The 20,518-nt window shown below is 64.4% G+C and carries 21 protein-coding genes; 10 read left to right on the forward strand and 11 right to left on the reverse strand.

Annotated features, from left to right (window positions below):
* The first annotated feature begins 54 nt into the window (after nt 1-54).
* Entirely contained in the window at nt 55-987 is a 933-nt protein-coding gene (locus tag RA19_RS04200; protein ID WP_039159838.1) for a zinc-ribbon domain-containing protein, read from the forward strand.
* 100 nt (nt 988-1,087) lie between these two features.
* On the opposite strand, the gene RA19_RS04205 is transcribed toward RA19_RS04200, so the two are convergent.
* From RA19_RS04205 to argH, 5 genes are all read right to left on the reverse strand, one after another.
* Entirely contained in the window at nt 1,088-3,691 is a 2,604-nt protein-coding gene (locus RA19_RS04205) for a DUF4175 domain-containing protein (RefSeq protein ID WP_039159840.1), read from the reverse strand.
* A 37-nt stretch (nt 3,692-3,728) separates the two neighbouring features.
* Nucleotides 3,729-4,994, reverse strand: coding sequence for a diaminopimelate decarboxylase (gene lysA / locus RA19_RS04210; protein WP_039159842.1), 1,266 nt, complete (start codon nt 4,992-4,994; stop codon nt 3,729-3,731).
* 731 nt (nt 4,995-5,725) lie between these two features.
* Nucleotides 5,726-5,884: a hypothetical protein gene (locus RA19_RS26880; RefSeq protein WP_193748217.1), complete on the reverse strand. Its 159-nt coding sequence runs from the start codon at nt 5,882-5,884 to the stop codon at nt 5,726-5,728.
* A gap of 96 nt (nt 5,885-5,980) precedes the next feature.
* A complete protein-coding gene (locus RA19_RS26885; protein ID WP_193748218.1) occupies nt 5,981-6,157 on the reverse strand; it encodes a lipoprotein in 177 nt (58 codons plus the stop codon).
* A 36-nt stretch (nt 6,158-6,193) separates the two neighbouring features.
* Entirely contained in the window at nt 6,194-7,588 is a 1,395-nt protein-coding gene (argH, locus tag RA19_RS04215) for an argininosuccinate lyase (RefSeq protein ID WP_193748219.1), read from the reverse strand.
* Nucleotides 7,589-7,610: 22 nt separating this feature from the next.
* Here argH and RA19_RS04220 point away from each other — a divergent pair, with 22 nt between their 5' ends.
* The 6 genes from RA19_RS04220 (at nt 7,611) to phbB (ending at nt 13,093) form a co-directional block, all read left to right on the forward strand.
* Nucleotides 7,611-8,174, forward strand: a complete 564-nt coding sequence (locus RA19_RS04220; RefSeq protein WP_193748220.1) for a TlpA disulfide reductase family protein — start codon at nt 7,611-7,613, stop codon at nt 8,172-8,174.
* Nucleotides 8,175-8,234: 60 nt separating this feature from the next.
* Nucleotides 8,235-8,864 carry a hypothetical protein gene (locus tag RA19_RS04225; protein WP_152615677.1) on the forward strand — a complete coding sequence of 210 codons (630 nt, stop codon included), beginning with the start codon at nt 8,235-8,237 and terminating at the stop codon, nt 8,862-8,864.
* A 92-nt stretch (nt 8,865-8,956) separates the two neighbouring features.
* The gene (locus RA19_RS04230) at nt 8,957-9,298 is read left to right on the forward strand and encodes a hypothetical protein (RefSeq protein WP_039159850.1); all 342 of its coding nucleotides are present in this window, start codon (nt 8,957-8,959) and stop codon (nt 9,296-9,298) included.
* Between the two features lie 187 nt (nt 9,299-9,485).
* Complete coding sequence (locus RA19_RS04235; RefSeq protein ID WP_039159853.1) at nt 9,486-10,325, forward strand: EAL domain-containing protein; 840 nt, start codon at nt 9,486-9,488, stop codon at nt 10,323-10,325.
* A 677-nt stretch (nt 10,326-11,002) separates the two neighbouring features.
* Nucleotides 11,003-12,181 (forward strand): acetyl-CoA C-acetyltransferase, encoded by a 1,179-nt coding sequence (locus tag RA19_RS04245; RefSeq protein WP_039160245.1) that lies wholly within the window; start codon nt 11,003-11,005, stop codon nt 12,179-12,181.
* Between the two features lie 189 nt (nt 12,182-12,370).
* Complete coding sequence (phbB, locus tag RA19_RS04250) at nt 12,371-13,093, forward strand: acetoacetyl-CoA reductase (RefSeq protein WP_039131525.1); 723 nt, start codon at nt 12,371-12,373, stop codon at nt 13,091-13,093.
* Nucleotides 13,094-13,172: 79 nt separating this feature from the next.
* Here phbB and RA19_RS26890 read toward each other — a convergent pair whose 3' ends face one another.
* Entirely contained in the window at nt 13,173-13,322 is a 150-nt protein-coding gene (locus tag RA19_RS26890; protein WP_193748221.1) for a hypothetical protein, read from the reverse strand.
* Nucleotides 13,323-13,435: 113 nt separating this feature from the next.
* Between RA19_RS26890 and RA19_RS04255 the strand changes: the two genes are divergently transcribed.
* Together RA19_RS04255 and yddG are read left to right on the forward strand one after the other, a co-directional pair.
* A complete protein-coding gene (locus RA19_RS04255; protein ID WP_039159857.1) occupies nt 13,436-14,383 on the forward strand; it encodes a transcriptional regulator GcvA in 948 nt (315 codons plus the stop codon).
* The gene (yddG, locus tag RA19_RS04260) at nt 14,380-15,243 is read left to right on the forward strand and encodes an aromatic amino acid exporter YddG (RefSeq protein WP_039159859.1); all 864 of its coding nucleotides are present in this window, start codon (nt 14,380-14,382) and stop codon (nt 15,241-15,243) included. The genes RA19_RS04255 and yddG overlap by 4 nt, the downstream gene beginning before the upstream one ends.
* A gap of 75 nt (nt 15,244-15,318) precedes the next feature.
* Here the strand turns inward: yddG and RA19_RS26085 are convergent, their stop codons facing one another.
* From RA19_RS26085 to RA19_RS04270, 3 genes are all read right to left on the reverse strand, one after another.
* Nucleotides 15,319-15,492 (reverse strand): YdcH family protein, encoded by a 174-nt coding sequence (locus RA19_RS26085; RefSeq protein WP_082020447.1) that lies wholly within the window; start codon nt 15,490-15,492, stop codon nt 15,319-15,321.
* A gap of 226 nt (nt 15,493-15,718) precedes the next feature.
* Complete coding sequence (locus RA19_RS04265; protein ID WP_039159861.1) at nt 15,719-16,492, reverse strand: tRNA1(Val) (adenine(37)-N6)-methyltransferase; 774 nt, start codon at nt 16,490-16,492, stop codon at nt 15,719-15,721.
* Entirely contained in the window at nt 16,489-16,704 is a 216-nt protein-coding gene (locus RA19_RS04270) for a putative signal transducing protein (RefSeq protein WP_039131515.1), read from the reverse strand. The genes RA19_RS04265 and RA19_RS04270 overlap by 4 nt, the downstream gene beginning before the upstream one ends.
* Nucleotides 16,705-16,761: 57 nt before the next feature.
* Here RA19_RS04270 and RA19_RS04275 point away from each other — a divergent pair, with 57 nt between their 5' ends.
* Nucleotides 16,762-17,760, forward strand: a complete 999-nt coding sequence (locus RA19_RS04275) for a polyprenyl synthetase family protein (protein ID WP_039159863.1) — start codon at nt 16,762-16,764, stop codon at nt 17,758-17,760.
* Between the two features lie 199 nt (nt 17,761-17,959).
* Here the strand turns inward: RA19_RS04275 and RA19_RS04280 are convergent, their stop codons facing one another.
* Together RA19_RS04280 and RA19_RS04285 are read right to left on the reverse strand one after the other, a co-directional pair.
* Nucleotides 17,960-18,781, reverse strand: a complete 822-nt coding sequence (locus RA19_RS04280; RefSeq protein WP_039159866.1) for a 4-(cytidine 5'-diphospho)-2-C-methyl-D-erythritol kinase — start codon at nt 18,779-18,781, stop codon at nt 17,960-17,962.
* Entirely contained in the window at nt 18,771-20,483 is a 1,713-nt protein-coding gene (locus RA19_RS04285) for a tetratricopeptide repeat protein (RefSeq protein WP_039159868.1), read from the reverse strand. The genes RA19_RS04280 and RA19_RS04285 overlap by 11 nt, the downstream gene beginning before the upstream one ends.
* Nucleotides 20,484-20,518: the final 35 nt, after the last annotated feature.

Consider the following 20,518-nt stretch of genomic DNA (forward strand, 5'->3'; position numbering starts at 1 on the left):
TTGAAAAACAACCTGCCGCCAGCTGGCCGGCGGGATGGTGCCGAGGAGAGCATGATGCGCCTGACCTGCCCGAATTGTGCAGCCCAGTACGAAGTGCCCGAGGATGTGATCCCTGCCGAAGGGCGCGACGTGCAATGTTCCAATTGCGGCCAGACCTGGTTCCAGGCTGCCGCCGGCGCGCCTGCGGCGGAAACCGCAGACGAGATTTCCCCGGACCTGCAGGAAACCGCAGAAGCCGCTCACCCGCCGGTGGAACAGGCACCGGAGCCGGAACCTGCTGCCGTCACCGAAGCGGAAACCGAAACCGGGATTGCCGCCTCTGCGCCGCCGGAAGACACGGAGCCCCCGGCTTCGTCTCATCAGGATGAAACCGCTGAAGAAGAGGCCGAAGAGCCGGAGCCCGATGACGGCACCGGGGCGGAGACGCAAGCCGAAACCCAATCGCAGCCGCCGCGCTCCCGCGGGCTGGACCCGGCCCTGACCGATATCCTGCGCGAAGAGGCTGAACGGGAAGCGTCGCTGCGGGCGGCGGAAACCGGCAGCCTGGAAACCCAGCCCGATCTTGGTCTGGAAGGCGCCGCCCCCGAGGACGAAGCCGCCCGCCGCAGCCGTCAGGCCCGCGACCGCATGGCCCGCATCCGCGGCGAGGATCCGCGCCAGATTGCGGCCGCCGAAACCGGTTCGCGCAAGGAACTGCTGCCGGACATCGAGGAGATCAACTCCACCTTGCGCTCGGCCGGCAGTGCCGCACCCGCACCGCAAGCCGCCAGCGAAGAACCGCCAGTGCGGCGCAAGAGCGGCTTTGCCCGCGGCTTTGCGCTGTCGCTGATTGCGGCGCTGGCGCTGGTGATGGTCTATGACAATGCGGCGCTGATCTCCGAGAAGGTTCCGCAAGCGGATTCCGCGCTCAGCAGCTATGTTGGCTGGGTCGATCAGGCGCGGCTGTGGCTGGACGGGCAAGTGAAGTCGCTGACCAGCCCGCAGTAAGCCCTGTCAGGCAAGCAGACTAAACGGCCGGGTCAGAGCCCGGCCTTTTGCATTTTGCCACACATGCTAATCGCGCGCCTTTTACAGTGGCGACAGGGCTTCAGAACCGGTCGAGCAGCCGCCGCAGGTAGCTGCGCTCCCGTTCACTGCGCTCCCGCTCTCCGGCCCGGCGGCGGATGTCCTCCAGCAGGTCCCAGGCGCGGCGGTAGGCATTGCCCTCGCCCACTTTGCCTCCGTCGTCCGTCGCCCCATTGTTACGGCCGAGCGGATCCAGCCGTTGCCCTTGCGCGGTATCAGAGAGCTGCTGCCCCTGCCCGTTCTGCTGGCCCGGCTGGCGCTGCTGCGCCAGGGCCTCGCCCAGGCTGCGCATGCCCTCGCGCAGCGCCTCCATGGCCTCGGACTGCCGGTCTATGGCCTCGGCATTGTCGCCGCCGCGCAGCGCTTCTTCAGCGCCCTCCATGGCACGGCCGGCCCGGTCCAGCGCCTCGCGTGCGGCATCTCCGGCCTCGCCATCCAGATAGGGCAGTCCCTCGCGCTGCTGCTGCAGCTGCTGGCGCAGCGCCTGCTGGCGGTCGGCCAGCGAACCGCCCTGCCCAGGCTGTTCACGGCCGCCTGACCCGTTGCCGCCGGGCGTGCTGTCCTGCGCGCCCTGATTGCCTTCACCGCCCTGGCCGCCCTGACCGCCACCCTGGTGGCTCTGGCCGCGGCCCAAGCCGCCATCGCGGCCCTCGTTGCCCTGGCTTTCGCCGCTGCGGGCACCGGGGTTGAATTGCTCCTGCAGATCACGGAAGGCCTGATCCGACAAACCCTGCTGTTCACGCAGGGTTTCGCCCAGCCCTTCCATCGCTTCGCGGCCCTGATCGCCGCCCTGGCCTTGCTGCGAGCGGGTCATCTGCATGTTTTCCATCATCTCCTGGAACTCGCGCAGCGCCTGCTCGGCCTCGGCCATGCGGCCCTGCTCCATCAGTTCCTGGATGCGGTCCATCATCGCCTGCAGGTCATCCTGGCTGAGGGTCATCATGTCCTCGGGCATCTCACCCGGCTCCAAGGTCTCGCCATTGGCCTCGGCCTGACGGCTGAGCTGGCGCAGGTAATCCTGGGTGGCCTCGCGCAGCTCCTGCATCAGCCGCGCAATCTCCTGCTCGCTGGCGCCGTCGCGCATGGCCTGGCTCAGCCGTTCCTGGGCACGGCGCATCCGCTCCAGCGCGTCACCGACATCACCCTCTTCCAGCTGCATCGCCAGATCCCACAGCGCAGCGGTGATTTCCCCCTGCCGCGGCTCAGGGATGCTGCCCTGCACCGTATAGGCTTCCAGCCGCCGCAGGATGGTGCGGAGCCGCAGATAATCGCCATAGTCGCGGAACAGGCCTTCGGGCCGGTGCGACAGGGTTCGCAGCACCTGCGCCACCCGCGGCGCATTGGCCCGCGCCCACAGCAGGTCGCGGCGCTGTTCGATCACCGCCGCAGCCAGCGGATCAAAGAAGCGCCGGGCGGTCAGCTCGGTGCCGAAACCGGCCGCGGCTGCGGATTGCCCGGCTTCATCCACTGCCGAGAAGGTGAAGACCACCGGCAGGTTAGCCCAGGGATGCTGCGCGAAATCCTCGATCAGCTTTTCCGTGAAATCCTTGCGCGAACCGCTGAGCGGCAGCGGCAGATCCAGCACCAGCGCTTCGCGCGGGTCGGGCTCCGCCGCCAGGCCGTGTCGGCGCTCCACCGCCGCCAGATCCAGCGCGATCCGCACCTGCCCCCCGGCGACGCCGTAGTCGTCGCCAGCTGCAAAGGCCAGCGAGGTGTAGCCGTCATTCTCAAGCACAGGCTGGCCGGCCACGGCCACTTTCGGAGAATGATCCGGAATCACCTCCACCTGCCACTTGCGCCCGCCGCTGCCGTCAATTGAAAAGGAACCGCTGCGCGCGACAGTGAACTCCTGCGCACCGTCAGCAGGCGGCGGCGTAGCTCCGCTTGCACCCGAAACGGTTTCTGCCAGGCTCAGCGCGCCAACTTCGCCATAGAACCGCAAGGTCACCCGGCTGCCCTCGGGCAGCTTCAGCGTGCCTTCCGCCTGGTCGTTCAGATACAGCACCGGCAGGCGGGTATAGGCAGGCGGCTCCGCCCAGCCCTCCCAGGCCGGCCCGTTAAGCACTGCCGTGCCCTCCGCGCCCAGATCCCTGATCGATACCACCTGCCATATCGAACCGAACAGCAGCGCCACCGCCAGGAACAGCCCCGCAACATAGCGCAGCGCATAAGGGTCGGCGGCGTTGACATTCAGATCCGGAGCCGGCGCCCGGGCCTGTGCCGCTGCCTCGGCCATCCGCCGCTTGTGCGCGTTCCAAAGCGCGATCGATGCCGCGTCTTCCGCCCCGATTGCCTGGGTATCCATAAGCGCGGTGACAGGACGCCCGGGCAGGGTTTCATCCAGCCGTTCCAGCGCCTCCCCGCGGCCGGGCCAGCGGAACCGCCAGCCCCCCCAGCCGAAGGCGGCGGTGGCCGCCAAAACAGAAGCAATGGCACCGGTCCACACCACGGCCTCCGGCAGCAGCGTCTGCAACCCCAGCATCAGCGCGGCCAGCGCGGCCATCAGCACCGAGGCCAGCGGCCAAAAGGCCCGCATGGCCCGTTCCGCAACGAGTCCCGCCTGCGTCAGCCGCAAGGGCCAGCGCAGGCGTTTCAGGACCGGATCGGCACGTCTGTCAAAGGGCATTCGGGCCTCGTATCAGGATGGCCCGCGCAGGATTGCGTCAGAGCCACTCGGGGATGGTATCGCGGTTTATCATTTCGTCAAAGGTGGGACGTTGCCGGATAACCGCGAATTGATCCTCGTGCACCAGCACTTCCGGGATCAGGGGGCGCGAGTTGTACTCGCTGGCCATCACCGCGCCATAGGCGCCGGCGCTGCGGAAAGCGATCAGATCCCCCGCGCTGAGCGGCGCCAGCGCGCGCTGCTTTGCAAAGGTGTCGCCGGTCTCGCACACCGGGCCGACGATGTCATAAGGCTGGCTCTCGGTGCCCGGGGCGGGCTCGTTCACCGGCACGATATCATGGTGCGCTTCATACATCGCTGGGCGGATCAGGTCGTTCATGGCACCGTCCACGATCAGGAAGTCGCGGCCCTCGCCGGATTTCACATAGATCACCTTGGAGATCATCAGGCCTGCGTTGCCCGCAATCAGACGCCCCGGCTCGATCTCGATCTCGCAGCCCAGGTGGCCCAGCGTGTCCTTGATCAGCTGGCCGTATTCCACCGGCAAGGGCGGCGCCTCGTTGGAGCGCTCGTAGGGAATGCCCAGGCCGCCGCCCAGATCCAGACGGCGGATGTTGTGGCCTTCGGCGCGCAGCACTTCGGTGAGCTCGGCGACTTTTTCGTAGGCCAGCCGGAACGGTTCCAGATCGGTCAGCTGCGAGCCGATGTGGCAGTCGATGCCAACCACCTCCAGCCCCGGCAAAGAAGCTGCAAGGGCATAAACTTCCTTGGCGCGGGAGATCGGGATGCCGAACTTGTTCTCGGACTTGCCGGTGGCAATCTTGGCGTGGGTCTTGGCATCTACGTCCGGGTTCACCCGGATGGTGATTGGCGCCACGGTGCCCAGCTCCAGCGCCACCGTGTTGATCACCGCCATTTCCGGCTCGGATTCGACGTTGAACTGGCGGATGCCGCCGGTCAAAGCCACGCGGATTTCCTCTGCCGTCTTGCCGACGCCCGAGAACACGATCTTCTCGCCCGGCACGCCTGCGGCCTTGGCGCGCAGGTATTCGCCCTGGCTCACCACATCCATGCCGGCACCCGCCTGCGCCAGGGTTTTCAGGATCGCCTGATTGGAAGCCGCTTTCATCGCATAGCAGACCAGGTGGTCGGTGCCTTCCAGCGCCTCGTCGAACAGCTTGAAATGCCGCAGCAAGGTGGCACTGGAATAGACATAAAACGGGGTGCCCACCGCCGCGGCGATCTCGGAGATGGGAACGTCTTCGGCGTAGAGCGCGCCGTCGCGGTAGAGAAAATGATCCATGCGCCTGCCTTTAGGGCAAAAGGGGCATATGGATCAAATGATTCCGCCCCTTCCAGCCCGTTCGGCAACCGCCAAGCGGGCGCTCCCGCCCGTCGCCGGACGCATCAAAGATGCGCCCGCTCCCGTTGGGCGTGGCGCCGCGCTGGCGCGCGGCGCGGCAGCCGCCTCCCGCGGGTCAAGGGCCGCAAAGCGGCGGTGCGCAGCACCGTTCCCCCTTGACGCGCTGCCTTCTTCAAAATGGCAATCGCGCTTATGGGCAGGGGCTCCGCCCGTTCGGTCTGGAAACCGTCCCCCGGACGGTTTCCTGGCCAGACCTCACCCCTTAAGCGTTTCTCAGCGACACCTTTCGCGCTGCGTCAGCAGCGCCATGCCCAAGGCTGTAATATGCTCCCACAGGGAGCATCTTCAGGCGCGGGAGCTCCCGCGTCCCGGCCGCACAACTGTTGCGCACCACCCGCACGCCGCTCTCACCGCATCTTAAGCCGGCTCTGCCAGGATCGCCCCTGATCGCGATCCCCGCCGGGCCTGACACCCCCGGCACTCAGGAACAGGGCCCTTTGGCAAGGGCGCGCAGAGACAACGTTCAGCGTGCGGGCGGATACGCCCGACCCGCCTCCGCCCCCCTTGCGGCGCCGCCACTTTTGCAGACGATCTGAAGACCTCCGGCGATCAGACCTGCCGGACAGCAGAAAATCACTCGAAACACCGCCCGAAGCTGCCTTCGGAGCGGTCTAGAACCTATGCGAAACCCCAACCCGGGCATAGCCGGAGACCGATACACCGGTCTCCGCAGGCGCGTGCTTCTGCGGCGGTTCCGCCGCCGGGCCAGGCGTCTCGCAGGCCGCCAGCACCAGCAACGGCAACGGCAACAGCACAGCTGCAAATCTCATAAGAGTATCCTCAATTGGAAAGAGAAACGCCCGGGCACCGGGCCCGGGCGTTATCCATTTGGTTCTTCTGGGCCTCCGCTTCAAGCAGCGGCCAGGCTAGAAGCCCAGGAAAACGCTCACCGGTCCTTTGTGCAGCCCGACCGCGCCGCCGACGTGCACGCCGCTATCCCCGACACCGATCCCGGCGTTCAGAGTCGGCTGCACCGGCTCGCCATCCACGCCGCAAGCCGTCAGCACCGCCAGAGCGAACAAAGCAAAAACCGTCTTCCGCATTTTCAGCCTCCTTGCTGCAGCAGCGCCCCAGTGGTCTCAGCCCGCCAGGATTTCCTGCCAGCGGGCGATTTGCGCGCGCACCTGCGCCGGTGCGGTGCCGCCATAAGACATGCGCGAGTTTACCGAATTCTCAACACCAAGCACAGTGAAGATGTCGTCAGTAATTCCTTCATGCACGCCCTGCATATCCGCCAGCGAAAGATCCGGCAAATCGCAGCCGCGGCTTTCCGCCATCGCCACCAGGGTTCCGGTCACATGGTGGGCATTGCGGAACGGCACCTTCAGCACCCGCACCAGCCAGTCGGCCAGGTCGGTCGCGGTGGAGAAGCCGGAGCCCGCCGCTGCCGCTAGGCTCTCACGGTTGCCGGTCATGTCCTTCACCATGCCTTCCATCGCCGCCAGCGCCAGCATCCAGTTGTCGGCGGCGTCAAAGACCTGCTCCTTGTCTTCCTGCATGTCCTTGGAATAGGCCAGCGGCAGCCCCTTCATCACCATCATCAGCGCGGTGTTGGCGCCAAAGATCCGGCCCACCTTGGCGCGGATCAGTTCAGCCGCATCCGGGTTCTTCTTCTGCGGCATGATCGACGAGCCGGTCGAGAACCGGTCGCTGAGGGTCACAAAGCGGAACTGAGCCGAGGACCAGATCACCAGCTCTTCGGCGAAACGGCTGAGGTGCACGGCGCTGATCGACGCCACGCTCAGGAACTCCAGCGCAAAGTCGCGGTCGCTGACCGCATCCAGCGAGTTGGCCGCCGGACGGTCAAAGCCCAGCGCCTTCGCGGTCATCTCCCGGTCGATCGGGAAAGAGGTGCCCGCCAGCGCTGCCGCGCCCAGCGGCGATTCGTTCATACGTGCGCGGGCATCGCGCACCCGCGACAGATCGCGGCCGAACATCTCGACATAGGCCATCATGTGGTGGCCCCAAGTGACCGGCTGCGCCGTCTGCAGATGGGTAAAGCCCGGCATCACCCAGTCCGCTCCCGCTTCGGCCTGGCTCAGCAGCGCCTTGATCAGCGCCAGCAATCCGCCTTCCGCTGCATCCAGCTGGTCGCGCACCCAGAGTTTGAAGTCCGTCGCCACCTGGTCATTGCGCGACCGGCCGGTGTGCAGGCGCCCTGCTGGCTCGCCGATGATCTCCTTCAGGCGCGCCTCCACATTCATGTGGATGTCTTCCAAAGCGGTGGAAAACTGGAAAGTTCCGCCCTCGATTTCTGACAAAACGGTGAGCAGCCCTTCCCGAATGGCCTCGGCATCATTATCCGTAATGACGCCCGTGGCGGCCAACATCGCCGCATGGGCCCTGGAGCCTGCGATGTCCTGTGCTGCCATCCGCTTGTCGAACCCGATCGAGGCGTTGATCGCCTCCATGATCGCGTCGGGACCTGCGGCAAAGCGGCCGCCCCACATCTGGTTCGAGGATTGATCTGTCATGGTGTGGAACCCCGGAGATAAAATGCGTCTGTTTCGTCAGCTTTCCCTTTATATGGCCCTCGCCTTGGGTGCAAATGCCGCGGCTGCGGCAGATCAGGCGCAGCTGGAAGCGCTGCGTGAAGACAGCCTCAAGCGGCTGGTCGTGCATGCAGAGCCGCGCGGCACCTCCAGCGTGGCCTTTGAACTGGCCGATGGCGCCGGCACCGCCAGCCTTACGGATTACCAGGGCAAGGTCGTGCTCCTGAACTTCTGGGCCACCTGGTGCGCCCCCTGCCGCAAGGAAATGCCGCAGCTTTCCGAGCTGCAGGAGGAGTTCGGCGGCGAGGATTTCGAAGTGCTGACCATTGCGACGGGGCGCAACTCGCCCGCCGGCATCCAGAAATTCTTTGACGAGGCCGGCATCTCCAACCTGCCCCGCCACCAGGACCCGAAACAGGCGCTGGCGCGCGAGATGGCGGTGATCGGCCTGCCGATCACGGTGCTGCTGGACCGCGACGGCAAGGAAGTGGCGCGGCTGCTGGGCGACGCCGAGTGGAACTCGGACAGCGCCAAGGCGATTGTTCAGGCGATGATCGCCTCAAAGTAGCTTGCGCTTGAAATTCAAGTGAGTAGCTTGGGGCCGGAATACCGGCTCCAGGAGACTACTTTGAGAAAGCACTTTATTAAAGCGGCACTAACCACAGCCGCAATTCTTGCAGCTGCCATCGGCGCACAAGCCGGTGAGATCTTACTTGAAGGATCAAGACCCAAGCTCACTGTTCACTCTGAACAACGTTTGCGGGGAGAGCTAAAGAAGGAATTCGCCTACTTTAAAAAAAACGCAGACTACTACGGCGCCTTTTATATTAATAGACAGGAAGAAATCACTGGCGAGTTCTGGAACACCAGAAACATGGAATTGGCAAAGCAAAGCGCCCAGGACTCTTGCCGCCTGAAATCAAAAACACCTTCACATTGTGAGCTATACGCAACGGTCGGCCCCAAGAATCCGGCGGTTGGCACTGGGACAAGGCTTAGCCAATCCGGACATCGCCTGTTCAAGGAATACCAAAGAACTCAGAAAGACGGAAAATTTGGTGCCTTCGCAACTACCAAATACGGGCATCCCGGATATAGCAGAGGCTTAAGCAGCGAAGTTGAGGCAAGGGCAACGGCTATCCGTTACTGTGAGAAAAGCGTGCAGGGCATGAACGAGAACACATCTGCTCATCTCGTTCAGAATGTAATGGCGGGTAGAGGCCAAGAATGCCAAGTCATCCATGTCACTAAACCATAGCAGCAGCAGGCACTGACCCAGCAGAATTTCGCACTACGTCATACGTGAGGGACGTCTCAAAAAGGGCGCCCAACTGTAGGGTGGAGAGTGAAATGAAACCTGTTGTGTTACTGATCGGAAAGCTGCCGCATGTGATCGGCAATGTGGCTGAGCAGCTGGATCATCTGCCGATCCAATGGCTGGGCGCGCATGACCAGCCGGAAGTGGTGCGCCAGCTGGAAACCGAGCCGCGCATCGAATGCGTGATCATGGGGGCCGGGCTGGACGACCAGACCCGCGGCGACCTCATTGGCATCATCGCCGCGCTCAGGCCGGATGTCTGCATCCATCTCAAGGACCGCAGCTCGGGCCCCGAAGGCCTGGTGCCCTTTGTCGAGCAGGTGGTGCAGATGCGGGTGCTGCCGCAGCCGCAGCGCGCAGCAGCTATGGTCTAGGGCCCAAGGCACGCAGGCCGGACCGCCTAAGCTGCCGCCAGGCGCAGGCAAGCCTCCCTGCCCGGCGGCCAGCACCGCCGGCAGGTCATTCAAATGCAATCTTTAATCCCGCTTCAACCCTTTTGCGTGAAGCTGCAGGGCAACGCATATTGTGACACATCTTTGCCGGAACAAGGCCCCGCAGCACATGACCAGACGAAACGCCAAGGCAGATCTTCCCGAAGGCTCCGAAAGCCCGCTGAATGCGGCGGTGGCGAGCCGTGACAAATCCACGCTTGAGATGGTCGCCGAGGCGGTGCAGCACAATCAGACCGTGCTGGCCTATCAGCCCGTCATGCAGGCCATGGCGCCGCATGGGGTGGCCTTCTACGAGGGTTACATCCGGGTGCTGGACCCCACCGGCCGGGTGATTCCCGCCCGCGAGTTCATGCATGTGGTCGAAGACAAGGAAATCGGCCGCGAAATGGACTGCCTTGCGCTGCAGCACGGGCTGCGGGCGCTGGACAAATTCCCGAACATCCGCCTCTCCATCAACATGTCGGCCCGCTCCATCGGCTACCAGCGCTGGACCCAGGTTCTGGAGCGTTTCATGAAACGCGACGCCACTCTGGGCGAGCGGCTGGTGCTGGAAATCACCGAGGCCTCGGCAATGGCCGCGCCCGAGCTGGTGACCGATTTCATGGGCCGGATGCAGCAGCACGGCATTGCCTTTGCACTCGACAATTTCGGCGCCGGCACCACCGCCATCGGCAGCTTCCGCCAGTTCTTCTTTGACGCGGTCAAGATCGACGGCCAGTTCGTGCGCGGCATCCACGCCAACTACGACAATCAGGCCGTCGCCCGCGCGCTGATCGGCATTGCCAAGCAATTCGACATGTTTACCGTCGCCGAGTCGGTCGAGAACCAGGAAGATGCGGAATTCCTGGTCGCCAACGGGGTGGACTGCCTGCAAGGCTATCTGTTCGGCGCTCCTTCGGTGTCGCCGCCCTGGATCGAAGACATGAAGCAGCGCCAGCAGGCCGGCTAGCCACCCGCAGCGCGGACAGCTCACAGCGGCACAGGCTGTCTGCCGCCAGAATTCCGGAGCCTCCGGCCTGGAACTGGCTGTGCGCCATTGCACCCGGCTGACCTTCCCGGACGAAGACGGCATTCCGGCTAACGATGGGCCTGCCGGTATGCTGACCGCATTTGGCCCCGGCGAGGACGCTTTGCAGGAGGAAGGCCGCGGTGCTTATCTATTTGATACAGGGCTGGACAGTACCAGCCGGACTTCGGCAGCCGCGCCGCCGGATCGGACAGCGCAAAGGCTTCAAGCTATGACAGATGCTGCCTGGGCTGAGCCGGCTGCCAGCAGCCTATTCAGAGCGCTCTATCCGCTGTGCAAGGAAAACCGGACCGGGAACTCCGGCCACTGACGGAAGCTGCGATGCCCCTTGCTGATCAAATTAAGGTTATGACCAGCGGCCGCCTCTGCTGCTTTGCAGCATCAAATACGCCGGGATGACCGAATTCGTACAGCTTGGGACGGTTCTGGCGGTTGACTCCTGCGCACCCCCTGAGACACCCTGTCAATTGCTGCACGTGCAGCAATAGATTATGTCGGTACCCGGAGGATTCGGGAAAGATTCTTGCGCGGCCGATTTCACACCGGCTAGGCGGGGCTCTCCCGGGAGACCTGAATTGATGGCAGAGGACCAGAAATCAATGACCAATGTTGTAATCGCATCCGCCGCGCGCACCGCCGTCGGCTCCTTTGGCGGCTCGTTCGCCAATACCCCGGCCCATGACCTGGGCGCCGCGGTGCTGGAAGCCGTGGTGGAGCGTGCCGGTGTGGACAAATCCGAAGTGTCGGAAACCATCATGGGCCAGGTGCTGACCGCCGCCCAGGGCCAGAACCCGGCCCGCCAGGCGCACATCAACGCCGGCCTGCCGCAGGAAAGCGCTGCTTGGGGCATCAACCAGGTTTGCGGCTCGGGCCTGCGCGCCGTGGCACTGGCTGCTCAGCACATCCAGCTGGGTGACGCCTCCATCGTTGCCGCCGGCGGCCAGGAAAACATGACCCTGTCCCCCCATGCCGCGCATCTGCGTGCCGGCCACAAGATGGGCGACCTGAAGTACATCGACACCATGATCCGCGACGGCCTGTGGGACGCGTTCAACGGCTACCACATGGGTCAGACCGCCGAGAACGTGGCCAACCAGTGGCAGATCTCCCGCGACATGCAGGACGAGTTTGCTGTTGCGTCGCAGAACAAGGCGGAAGCCGCGCAAAAGGCTGGCAAATTTGCCGATGAGATCACCCCGTTTGTGGTCAAGCACCGCAAGGGCGACATCACCGTGGATGCGGATGAATACATCCGTCACGGCGCCACCATGGAAGCGATGCAGAAACTGCGCCCGGCCTTCGTGCGCGACGGCGGCACTGTGACCGCAGCCAACGCCTCGGGCCTGAACGACGGCGCCGCTGCCACCCTTCTGATGAGCGCCGATGAAGCCGAGCGCCGCGGCATCGAGCCGCTGGCCCGCATTGCTTCCTACGCCACTGCCGGCCTGGATCCGTCGATCATGGGCGTCGGCCCGGTCTATGCATCGCGCAAGGCGCTGGAGAAAGCCGGCTGGTCCGTGGGCGACCTGGACCTGGTCGAAGCCAACGAAGCCTTTGCCGCCCAGGCTTGTGCTGTGAACAAGGACATGGGCTGGGATCCGTCGATTGTGAACGTGAACGGCGGCGCCATTGCCATCGGCCACCCGATCGGCGCCTCCGGCTGCCGGGTTCTGAACACCCTGCTGTTCGAAATGAAGCGCAGCGGCGCCAAGAAAGGCCTTGCCACCCTGTGCATCGGCGGCGGCATGGGCGTCGCCATGTGTGTCGAGCGCCCATAAAACCAGCAACACACCGTTAAATGAGAAGGACGCCCCCCGGGCGTCCTTTTTCTTTTACATGGGCAGCCTATACTGCAGGTGCGACAATTTTTTCGCGGCAACGCAGAAATTTGCTGCGCAATATTGTTGCGCTCACTAATTGGAATCTGTAGCAAGATTACCAAGAGACTATGACTGGAGGATTCTTGAATGGCACGTACTGCACTCGTCACCGGCGGCTCCCGCGGCATCGGCGCAGCAATTTCCCAGGCGCTGCAGGCGCAAGGCTGCACTGTGGCAGCAACCTATGCCGGCAATGACGAAGCCGCGGCAAAGTTTACCGAGGAAACCGGTATCAAGACCTATAAGTGGAATGTGGGCAGCTACGAGGAAAGCGCTGCAGGCATCGCCAAGGTCGAAGAGGAACTGGGTCCGATCGACATCGTGGTGGCCAATGCCGGCATCACCCGCGACGCGCCGTTCCACAAGATGACGCCCGAGCAGTGGCAGCAGGTGATCGACACCAACCTGACCGGCGTGTTCAACACCGTGCACCCGATCTGGCCCGGCATGCGCGAGCGCAAGTTCGGCCGCGTCATCGTGATCTCCTCGATCAACGGCCAGAAGGGCCAGTTCGCCCAGGTGAACTATGCCGCCACCAAAGCCGGCGATCTGGGCATCGTGAAATCTCTGGCCCAGGAAGGCGCCCGCGCAGGCATCACCGCCAACGCCGTCTGCCCCGGCTATATCGCCACCGAGATGGTGATGGCGGTTCCGGAGAAAGTGCGCGAATCGATCATCGGCCAGATCCCGGCCGGCCGTCTGGGCGAGCCGGAAGAGATCGCCCGCTGCGTGGCCTTCCTGGCCTCCGACGACTCGGGCTTCATCAACGGCTCGACCATCTCCGCCAACGGCGCGCAGTTCTTCGTCTGATTTTTCGTATCAGCAGAAACGGCAAGGGCCGGTCCAGATGGACCGGCCCTTTTCCTATCCCGTAAGGACGTTTGCGCGCTCAGGCCCAGCGGGAAACCTTGGGGCGGAGGGCGGGCACATGCCGCTTGCCGAACAGCCAGGTCCACGCCTGTTTCAGCACCTGCCCGCGTTCGGCATGGGCGCGGGCCATGGCAGTCTTGGTGGCGGCGTCAGCAGTGTATTCCAGCATTTCAGGCCTCCTTCCCGGATCAGTATCCTTTATCTGCATCCAATATGAGGACGTTCCGTCAAGCGGACAAACGAGTCTTTTCCAGGCTTCAGTTAAGGTATACTTATGTGAAGATGACTGACCGCCTGCCACCCCTCACCGCTTTGCGCGCCTTTGACGCTGCCGCCCGCCACATGTCCTTTGCCAAGGCGGCGGAGGAGCTGAACGTGACCCCGGCCGCGCTGTCCTTTCAGATCAAATCGCTGGAAGAGCATCTGGGCCAGCCGCTGTTCCGCCGCCTGAACCGGGCGGTGGAGCTGACCGAAGCGGGCAAGACGCTGGCCCCGGGCGCAGCGGAAGGGTTCGAGACCTTGACGGCAGCCTGGCGGGCCACCCGGCGGCTGCAGGACAACACCACGCTGACGGTGACGGCCGGACCGGGGCTGACAGCAAAATGGCTTGCGCCGCGGCTGTATGAGTTTGCCCGCGCGCATCCGGAAATCGACCTGCGGTTTTCGGCCACGCTGCGGATCATGGATTTTGTGCGGGACGAGGTCGATGTGGCGATCCGCTTTGGCTACGGACCGGATCCAGGGCTGTACGTGCTGCCGGTGCCGCCGGAATGGGTGACGCCGGTGATGTCACCGGAGCTGGCAGAGCGCTACACCACGCCGGAGAGCCTGATGGAGGCGCCGCTGATCTTCGACGAATCCATCGACTTTCTGGACCCGCCCGTTGATTGGCCCGCCTGGTTCCGCACGCAAGGCATTGACTTCACCCCGACCCACGGCTCGCATTTCTCGCAGGCCGATCACGCGATTGATGCGGCAGTGGCAGGTGCAGGCGTGGCACTGGGGCGGCGCGGCATGGCGATCACCGATCTGCATGCAGGGCGGCTGGTGGCGCCTTTCAAAACCGCGATCGAAACCAAGGCGCATTTCCGGTTCCTCTGTGCGCCGGGGACTGAGACCCGGCCGCAGATCGCAGCGTTCCGCGACTGGTTCATTGCCGAGATCGACAAAACTGCCTACGTCTCGGACGAATTTGAGATCATTCCTGTCGAGGACATCCCCCCGCCATGACCAAGACCCGTGCGACCGCCATTGGCTTTATCGCTGTCCTGTTGTGGTCGCTGCTGGCCTTGCTGACCGTCGGATCGGAACCGGCGCCTCCGCTGCTGCTGAATGCGCTGTGTTTCAGCATTGGCGGCACGCTGGGGATCATCTGGACCGCAGCCTCGGGCAAGCTGGGGCAGCTGAAGGACGTGCCGTTCAAGGTTTACGCTTTCGGCACGCTGGGCCTGTTCGGCTATCACGCGCTTTACTTCTCCGCACTGCGGCTGGCGCCCGCAGCAGAGGCCGGGCTGATCGCCTATCTCTGGCCGCTGCTGATTGTGCTGTTTTCCGGCCTGCTGCCCGGGGAACATCTGAAGGCCGGGCATCTGATCGGCGCGGGCCTGGGCTTTGCTGGGGCGGCGACGATCATTTCAGGTGGCGGCGGCGGGTTTGAGGCACAGTACCTGCCGGGGTATGGGCTGGCGCTCCTTTGCGCGCTGACCTGGTCTGGCTATTCGGTGCTGTCGCGGCTTGTGGGCAAGGCGCCGACAAGTTCAGTTGCGGTGTTCTGCCTGACTACAGCTGCGGCGTCCTGGGGTCTGCATTTTGCACTGGAGGAGACGGTGTGGCCCGCAGGCACTCTGGGCTGGGCCTCTACCCTGCTGCTGGGCCTCGGCCCCGTCGGACTGGCCTTCTATGTCTGGGACATCGGCGTCAAACAGGGTGACATCCAGATGCTGGGCACCAGTTCCTACGCCGCGCCTTTGCTGTCGACCCTGATCCTGGTACTGGCGGGGATTGCCGCGGCATCGTGGGGGCTGGCGCTGGCGGCGGCGCTGATCACTGGCGGCGCGCTGATTGCGGCGCGGGCCAGCGCCGCAAAATGATCCGGAAATGAAAAGAGGGCCGCCGCGCCGGGCAGGCCCTCCAAAACTTTAGCCGGGCATCCCCGGCGGAACTCTTCAGACGGCTTCGGCTGTCAGCCGCGAAATCTCTTCCTTCAGCTTCAGCTTCTGCTTTTTCATTGTTGCGATTTCCAGATCATCGGTTCCGGGAGATCGTTGGGCCTGTTCCACTTCCATGCTCAGATGCTCGTGCTTCTTCTTAAGTTCGGTCAGATGCGAGCTGAGGCTCATGGCAACCCTCCTTCTTTGAGCTAGATGTGTTTGACAGAAAGAGTGGAGCACAAGTTTTGGCGTCTGTCACGCTGCAGCCGCACTATTTTTGTCATGAAATTTTCATATCGGCTATGCGCCGCGCAATTTGCCGCAGGCAAGCGCCCCTTATGGCAGAGTTTTGCTGCTGAAAATCCGCTCTGGTTGAAACTTTTGAAAACCGGCCTTATGGTTGCGCCGGAGCTAATCAGGGCTGTTTCGGCCAGGGCAAGGCAGCCCCCTCCCGCAGGACCGCGCGGATTTCCGGCCTGTAGCTCTCCCCGTCCTGCTCGTGCCGGATGCCTTCATGCAGAATCAGCGGTGCATGCAGACGGAAGTCTGCTCTGCCCCCCTTGCGGGCACGCAGAATGACCAGTTCCGCCGCGCGCCCCGCGCGCGGGGCCAGCGGCAGCACCTCGATAGATCCCAGCGCACCTGCACAAGCGGTCAGCATGTCCGGCAGCCGGTCCGCCCGCTGGATCATATGCAGATACCCCTTGGGCGCCAAGCGGCGGGCTGCGGCGCTGACCCAATCTGCCAGCGGAGTCTCCTCCCCCAGCGCAACCCGGCGGCCTGCGTCCTGGGACTGGCTGTGCGCGCCCGCCTTGTAATAGGGCGGATTGGCAATGACGTGGTGGAACTGCCGCTGTTTCAGCGCGTCGGGCAGCTCAGAAAGGTCGGCTTCGAAAATTTCGATCTGCCGGCCGTTTTCAGCCCCGTTGCGCCCCGCCAGAGCGGCATAGGCGGGCTGAAGCTCGACACCCGTGAGCACCAGCCCCGGCACCCGCGCCGCGGCGCAGAGCAGCGCCTGGCCCGCACCGCAGCCGAGCTCCAGCAGCGTCTCGCCAGACTTGGCCGGAACTGCGGCCGCCAGCAGCACAGGATCGACCCCGGCGCGGTAGCCGCGCACCGGCTGCCACAGCTGCACCCTGCCGCCCAGAAAGCCGTTGCAGGTCAGATCGCTGTCCGCGAAACCGCTCATCTTCCCAATGGGATTTCGTTGTCGCGCATCACGATCAGCGCCTCATCGTAATCATCCTCATGCACCATCAGGCGGCGCGGGAAAATTCCGATCCCGCCTTCCAGGATGCTCATATTTACGTCCATTTGAAAGCAGTCTATATCCTCTCCCTCAAGGAGGGCGGAGGCAAAGGCCATGATCGTCGGATCGGTGCTGCGCAAAAGCTCTTTCATGAGAACGGATCTAAGGGCAAGGCGCGGGTCTTGTCGAGCCTCGCAGGCAGGAATGTGATGGACCAAGTGATGACCAGGAAGCCGCACGAAATGCTGGCCGCAACGCTGCAGGAAGAGCTGGAGGCGGTAAACACGCTGATCCGCACGCGGATGGCGTCTGAGCACGCACCGCGCATTCCGGAGGTGACCGCGCATCTGGTCGAGGCGGGCGGCAAGCGGCTGCGGCCGATGCTCACGCTGGCGGCGGCGCGGATGTGCGGCTACGAGGGCGACCATCACCTGAAGCTGGCAGCGACGGTGGAGTTCATCCACACCGCCACCCTGCTGCATGACGATGTGGTCGACGAAAGCGCCCAGCGGCGCGGCCGTCCCACGGCGAACCTTCTGTGGGACAACAAAAGCTCGGTGCTGGTGGGCGACTACCTCTTTGCCCGCAGCTTCCAATTGATGGTTGAGACCGGCTCCCTGCGGGTGCTGGACATTCTCGCCAATGCCTCGGCCACCATTGCCGAGGGCGAGGTGCTGCAGATGACCGCGGCCTCGAACCTGAAGACCGATGAAGACATCTATCTGCAGGTGGTGCGCGGCAAGACCGCGGCGCTGTTCTCGGCGGCGACCGAGGTGGGCGGGGTGATTGCCGGGGCACCTGAGGAGCAAGTGAAGGCGCTGTTTGCCTATGGCGATGCGCTGGGGATTGCCTTCCAGATTGCCGATGACCTGCTGGACTACCAGGGCGACAGCAAGGCCACCGGCAAGAACGTCGGCGACGATTTCCGCGAGCGCAAGCTGACCCTGCCGGTGATCAAGGCGGTGGCGCAGGCGACGGAGGAGGAGCGCGCCTTCTGGATGCGGACCATCGAGAAGGGCAAGCAGGAAGACGGCGACCTGGATCAGGCGCTGGCGCTGATGGCGAAGTACAAGACGCTGGAAGCGACCCGCGAGGACGCCTACGGCTGGGCCGCCAAGGCGCGGGATGCGCTGGACGCCCTGCCCGATCACGAGATCCGCAGCATGCTGCGCGACCTGGCCGATTACGTGGTGGCGCGGCTGAACTGAGGAGCAAAGGGGCTTTGCCCCTCGCGCCTGCGGCGCTCACCCCAGAGTATTTTTACAAAGATGAAAGTGCGAGGCGGTTCTGCGCCGCGCGCCAGCGCGGCGTCTGGCCCAACGGCGGGCAAGCATCTTTGATGCGCCGACCCGCGGGCGGGAGCACTCGCTGGCTGTCTGTTGCAGCAGTTCAGGACAGGGCGGCAGTTCAGGTCAGAATGGCTGGGCAGCACCACCAATCAGGATGCTCTGCACCAATCTCATAAGCCGCCATATGGGCAGCCTTTTTTGTCGGGTACAGCGCAAAGCAGGTGGCGCCGGAGCCGGACATGCGGGCCAGCAGCGCCTGTCGGGAGCTGCGCAAATCAGACAAGGCCCGGTCAATGACCGGCGCCAGAGCGCGGGCCGAGGCCTCCAGATCATTGCGCTGCTCAGCCAGCCAGGCGGCGCAGTCTTCGGCACCAGTGAAGACGGGAATCTCTTCAGGCATTGGCGGGTTATCACGGGAGGCAAGCGCTGCAAACACCGGGCCGGTCGGAACATGCACGCCAGGATTGACCAGCAGCGCGTGCAGCTGAGGCAGCGCAACCGGCTCGACCCGATCGCCGATCCCTTGCATGCGCGAGGCCTGGGCTGCCATGCAGACCGGAATGTCGGCCCCCAGCGACAACGGCAGTGCGTCTGGAACGGAGGTGCCCCGCCCTGCAACAGCGGACAGGAAAGCCGCCGCATCTGAAGAGCCGCCGCCGATGCCTGCCCCGTGGGGCAAATGCTTGGTCAAGCTGATCCGGCCGCGCCAGCCTGCGCCCTCGGCGGCCTTCCAGACCAGGTTCCTTTGATCTGCGGGCACGCCGTCAGCAAAGGGGCCTGAGACCTCCAGCGCCATTTCCAGCCCCGCTTCCAGCTGCAGGTGGTCCCCGGCATCCGCAAAGACCACCAGCGAATCCAGCAGGTGGTAGCCATCCTCGCGGCGGCCGGTCACATGCAGCGTCAGGTTGATCTTGGCAGGCGCAAACGCCTCAACCGCCATTGGCGACTTCCAGCGGCTCGGCGCCCTCTTCGGCCAGCACTGCATCCAGGCCAACTTCCAGCTTGCGGCGGATGCGCTCGGGATCTGCCTCGCCGTCGGTGTCTTCGGGGTCAATGAAGGACAGCGCGCGCTTCCACTGGAATTCAGCCTCGCGGGCGCGGCCTACCGCCCAGTAGACATCGCCCAGGTGGTCATTGACCACCGGGTCCACCGGCATTAGCTCCACCGCGCGCTCCATATGGCTGACGGCTTCGTCAAAACGGCCCATGCGGTAGAGCACCCAGCCAAGGGAGTCGACGATATAGCCGGAGTCGGGGCGCGCTGCGACGGCACGCTCGATCATCTCCAGCGCCTCATCCAGCTTGCTGCGTTTTTCGACCAGCGAGTAGCCAAGGTAGTTGAGCACCTGCGGCCGGTTCGGGTCCAGCTCGAGCGAAGCACGGAAATCCGCCTCGGCCTTCTCCCAATGGCCCAGCCGCTCGTGGCAGATGCCGCGTGCATACAGCAAGAACCAGCGGCTGGCCGACTCTTGCGCCGTCCTGTCCAGCGCCTTGTCATAGGCACTGGCCGCCCCGGCATAGTCCTCCTGCTGGCGCAGCAGGTCGCCAAGGCTGACATGAACGCCCGGCTGATCAGGGAAATCCCGTGCCAGTTTCTCCAGCACCTCGATGGCGGCGTCCGGCTTGGCTGCCCGGCGCAGCGCTTCGGCACGGCCCATTTCCGCCGCGTGGTAATCAGGATGGTGGCTCGGCACCTGTTTGTAGGTGGCGACTGACAGCTCATAACGGCCAAGCTGGTCAAGCAGCCCCGCGCTGAGCAGAATGGCATCCACGTGATCGGGACGCAGCGAAGCGGCCATGCGGGAGTACATCAGCACATAATCGTTGGCGGTGTCGCCGTTCAGCGCCGAGCCCAGGGTAAAGAACACTTCGGCAATGCCCTCGCGCGGGCTGGGGGCAATGGTGAAGGCCAATGTCTCTCCGGCCTGCAGCTGTGCCTCCAGCGCCTCCAGGCCCGGGTCAAGGCGGCTGCCGAAGGCGGCCTGCAGAGCCTCGCGGGCATCCTCGTTGCGGCCCAGCTGCGACAGGACCTGCACCCGGGCCACCGCGGCGCGGCGGCTGAGGCTGGCGAGGCGTCCGTCCTCGGCGGCAAACAGTTCTTCGGCACCGCCGTAATCACCGGCAGAGGCCAGTGCCAGCGCCCGGTGATACTGCACGAAGGGCCGGAGGCTGCCGTCCTTGGCCAGCCTGTCGAATGTCTTGAGCGCGCTGGACACCGAGCCGGCGCCAATGTGCGCCCAGCCTTCCAGCAGGCCGTCGACAAGCGGGTGGATAGCCTGTTGCTCCGGGTCCCGGTCCAGGATCGCCTGATAATCCCCGGCTGCCGCGTGTCCGCCTGCGATGACGATATTGGCCACCTGGCTGCGGGCCCCGCTCTGCAAGAGCCGCTCGGCCACCGGCACTGCCAGTTCCGCCTTGCCCATGGCAAGCTGGGCAAAGACCACGTTTTCCATCAGGAGCGGATTCTGCGGGTCGCGGGCCAGCGCCTGGGTGTAATAGAGCGCCGCTGCGGCAAAATCGCTGTCATAGGTCGCCGCCCGTCCGGCCAGGTATGATCCGGCCAGCCCCTCGGCCTGGGCAACTGGTGCGGAGGCGGCCACCAGGGCCGCACATGTCAGGGTGCGGAGAATGGATACGGGCACGGGGGACCCCTTTACGGTTTACTGCTCTGCCTGAG

The organism is Leisingera sp. ANG-M1 (assembly GCF_000813745.1).
Lineage (GTDB): Bacteria > Pseudomonadota > Alphaproteobacteria > Rhodobacterales > Rhodobacteraceae > Leisingera.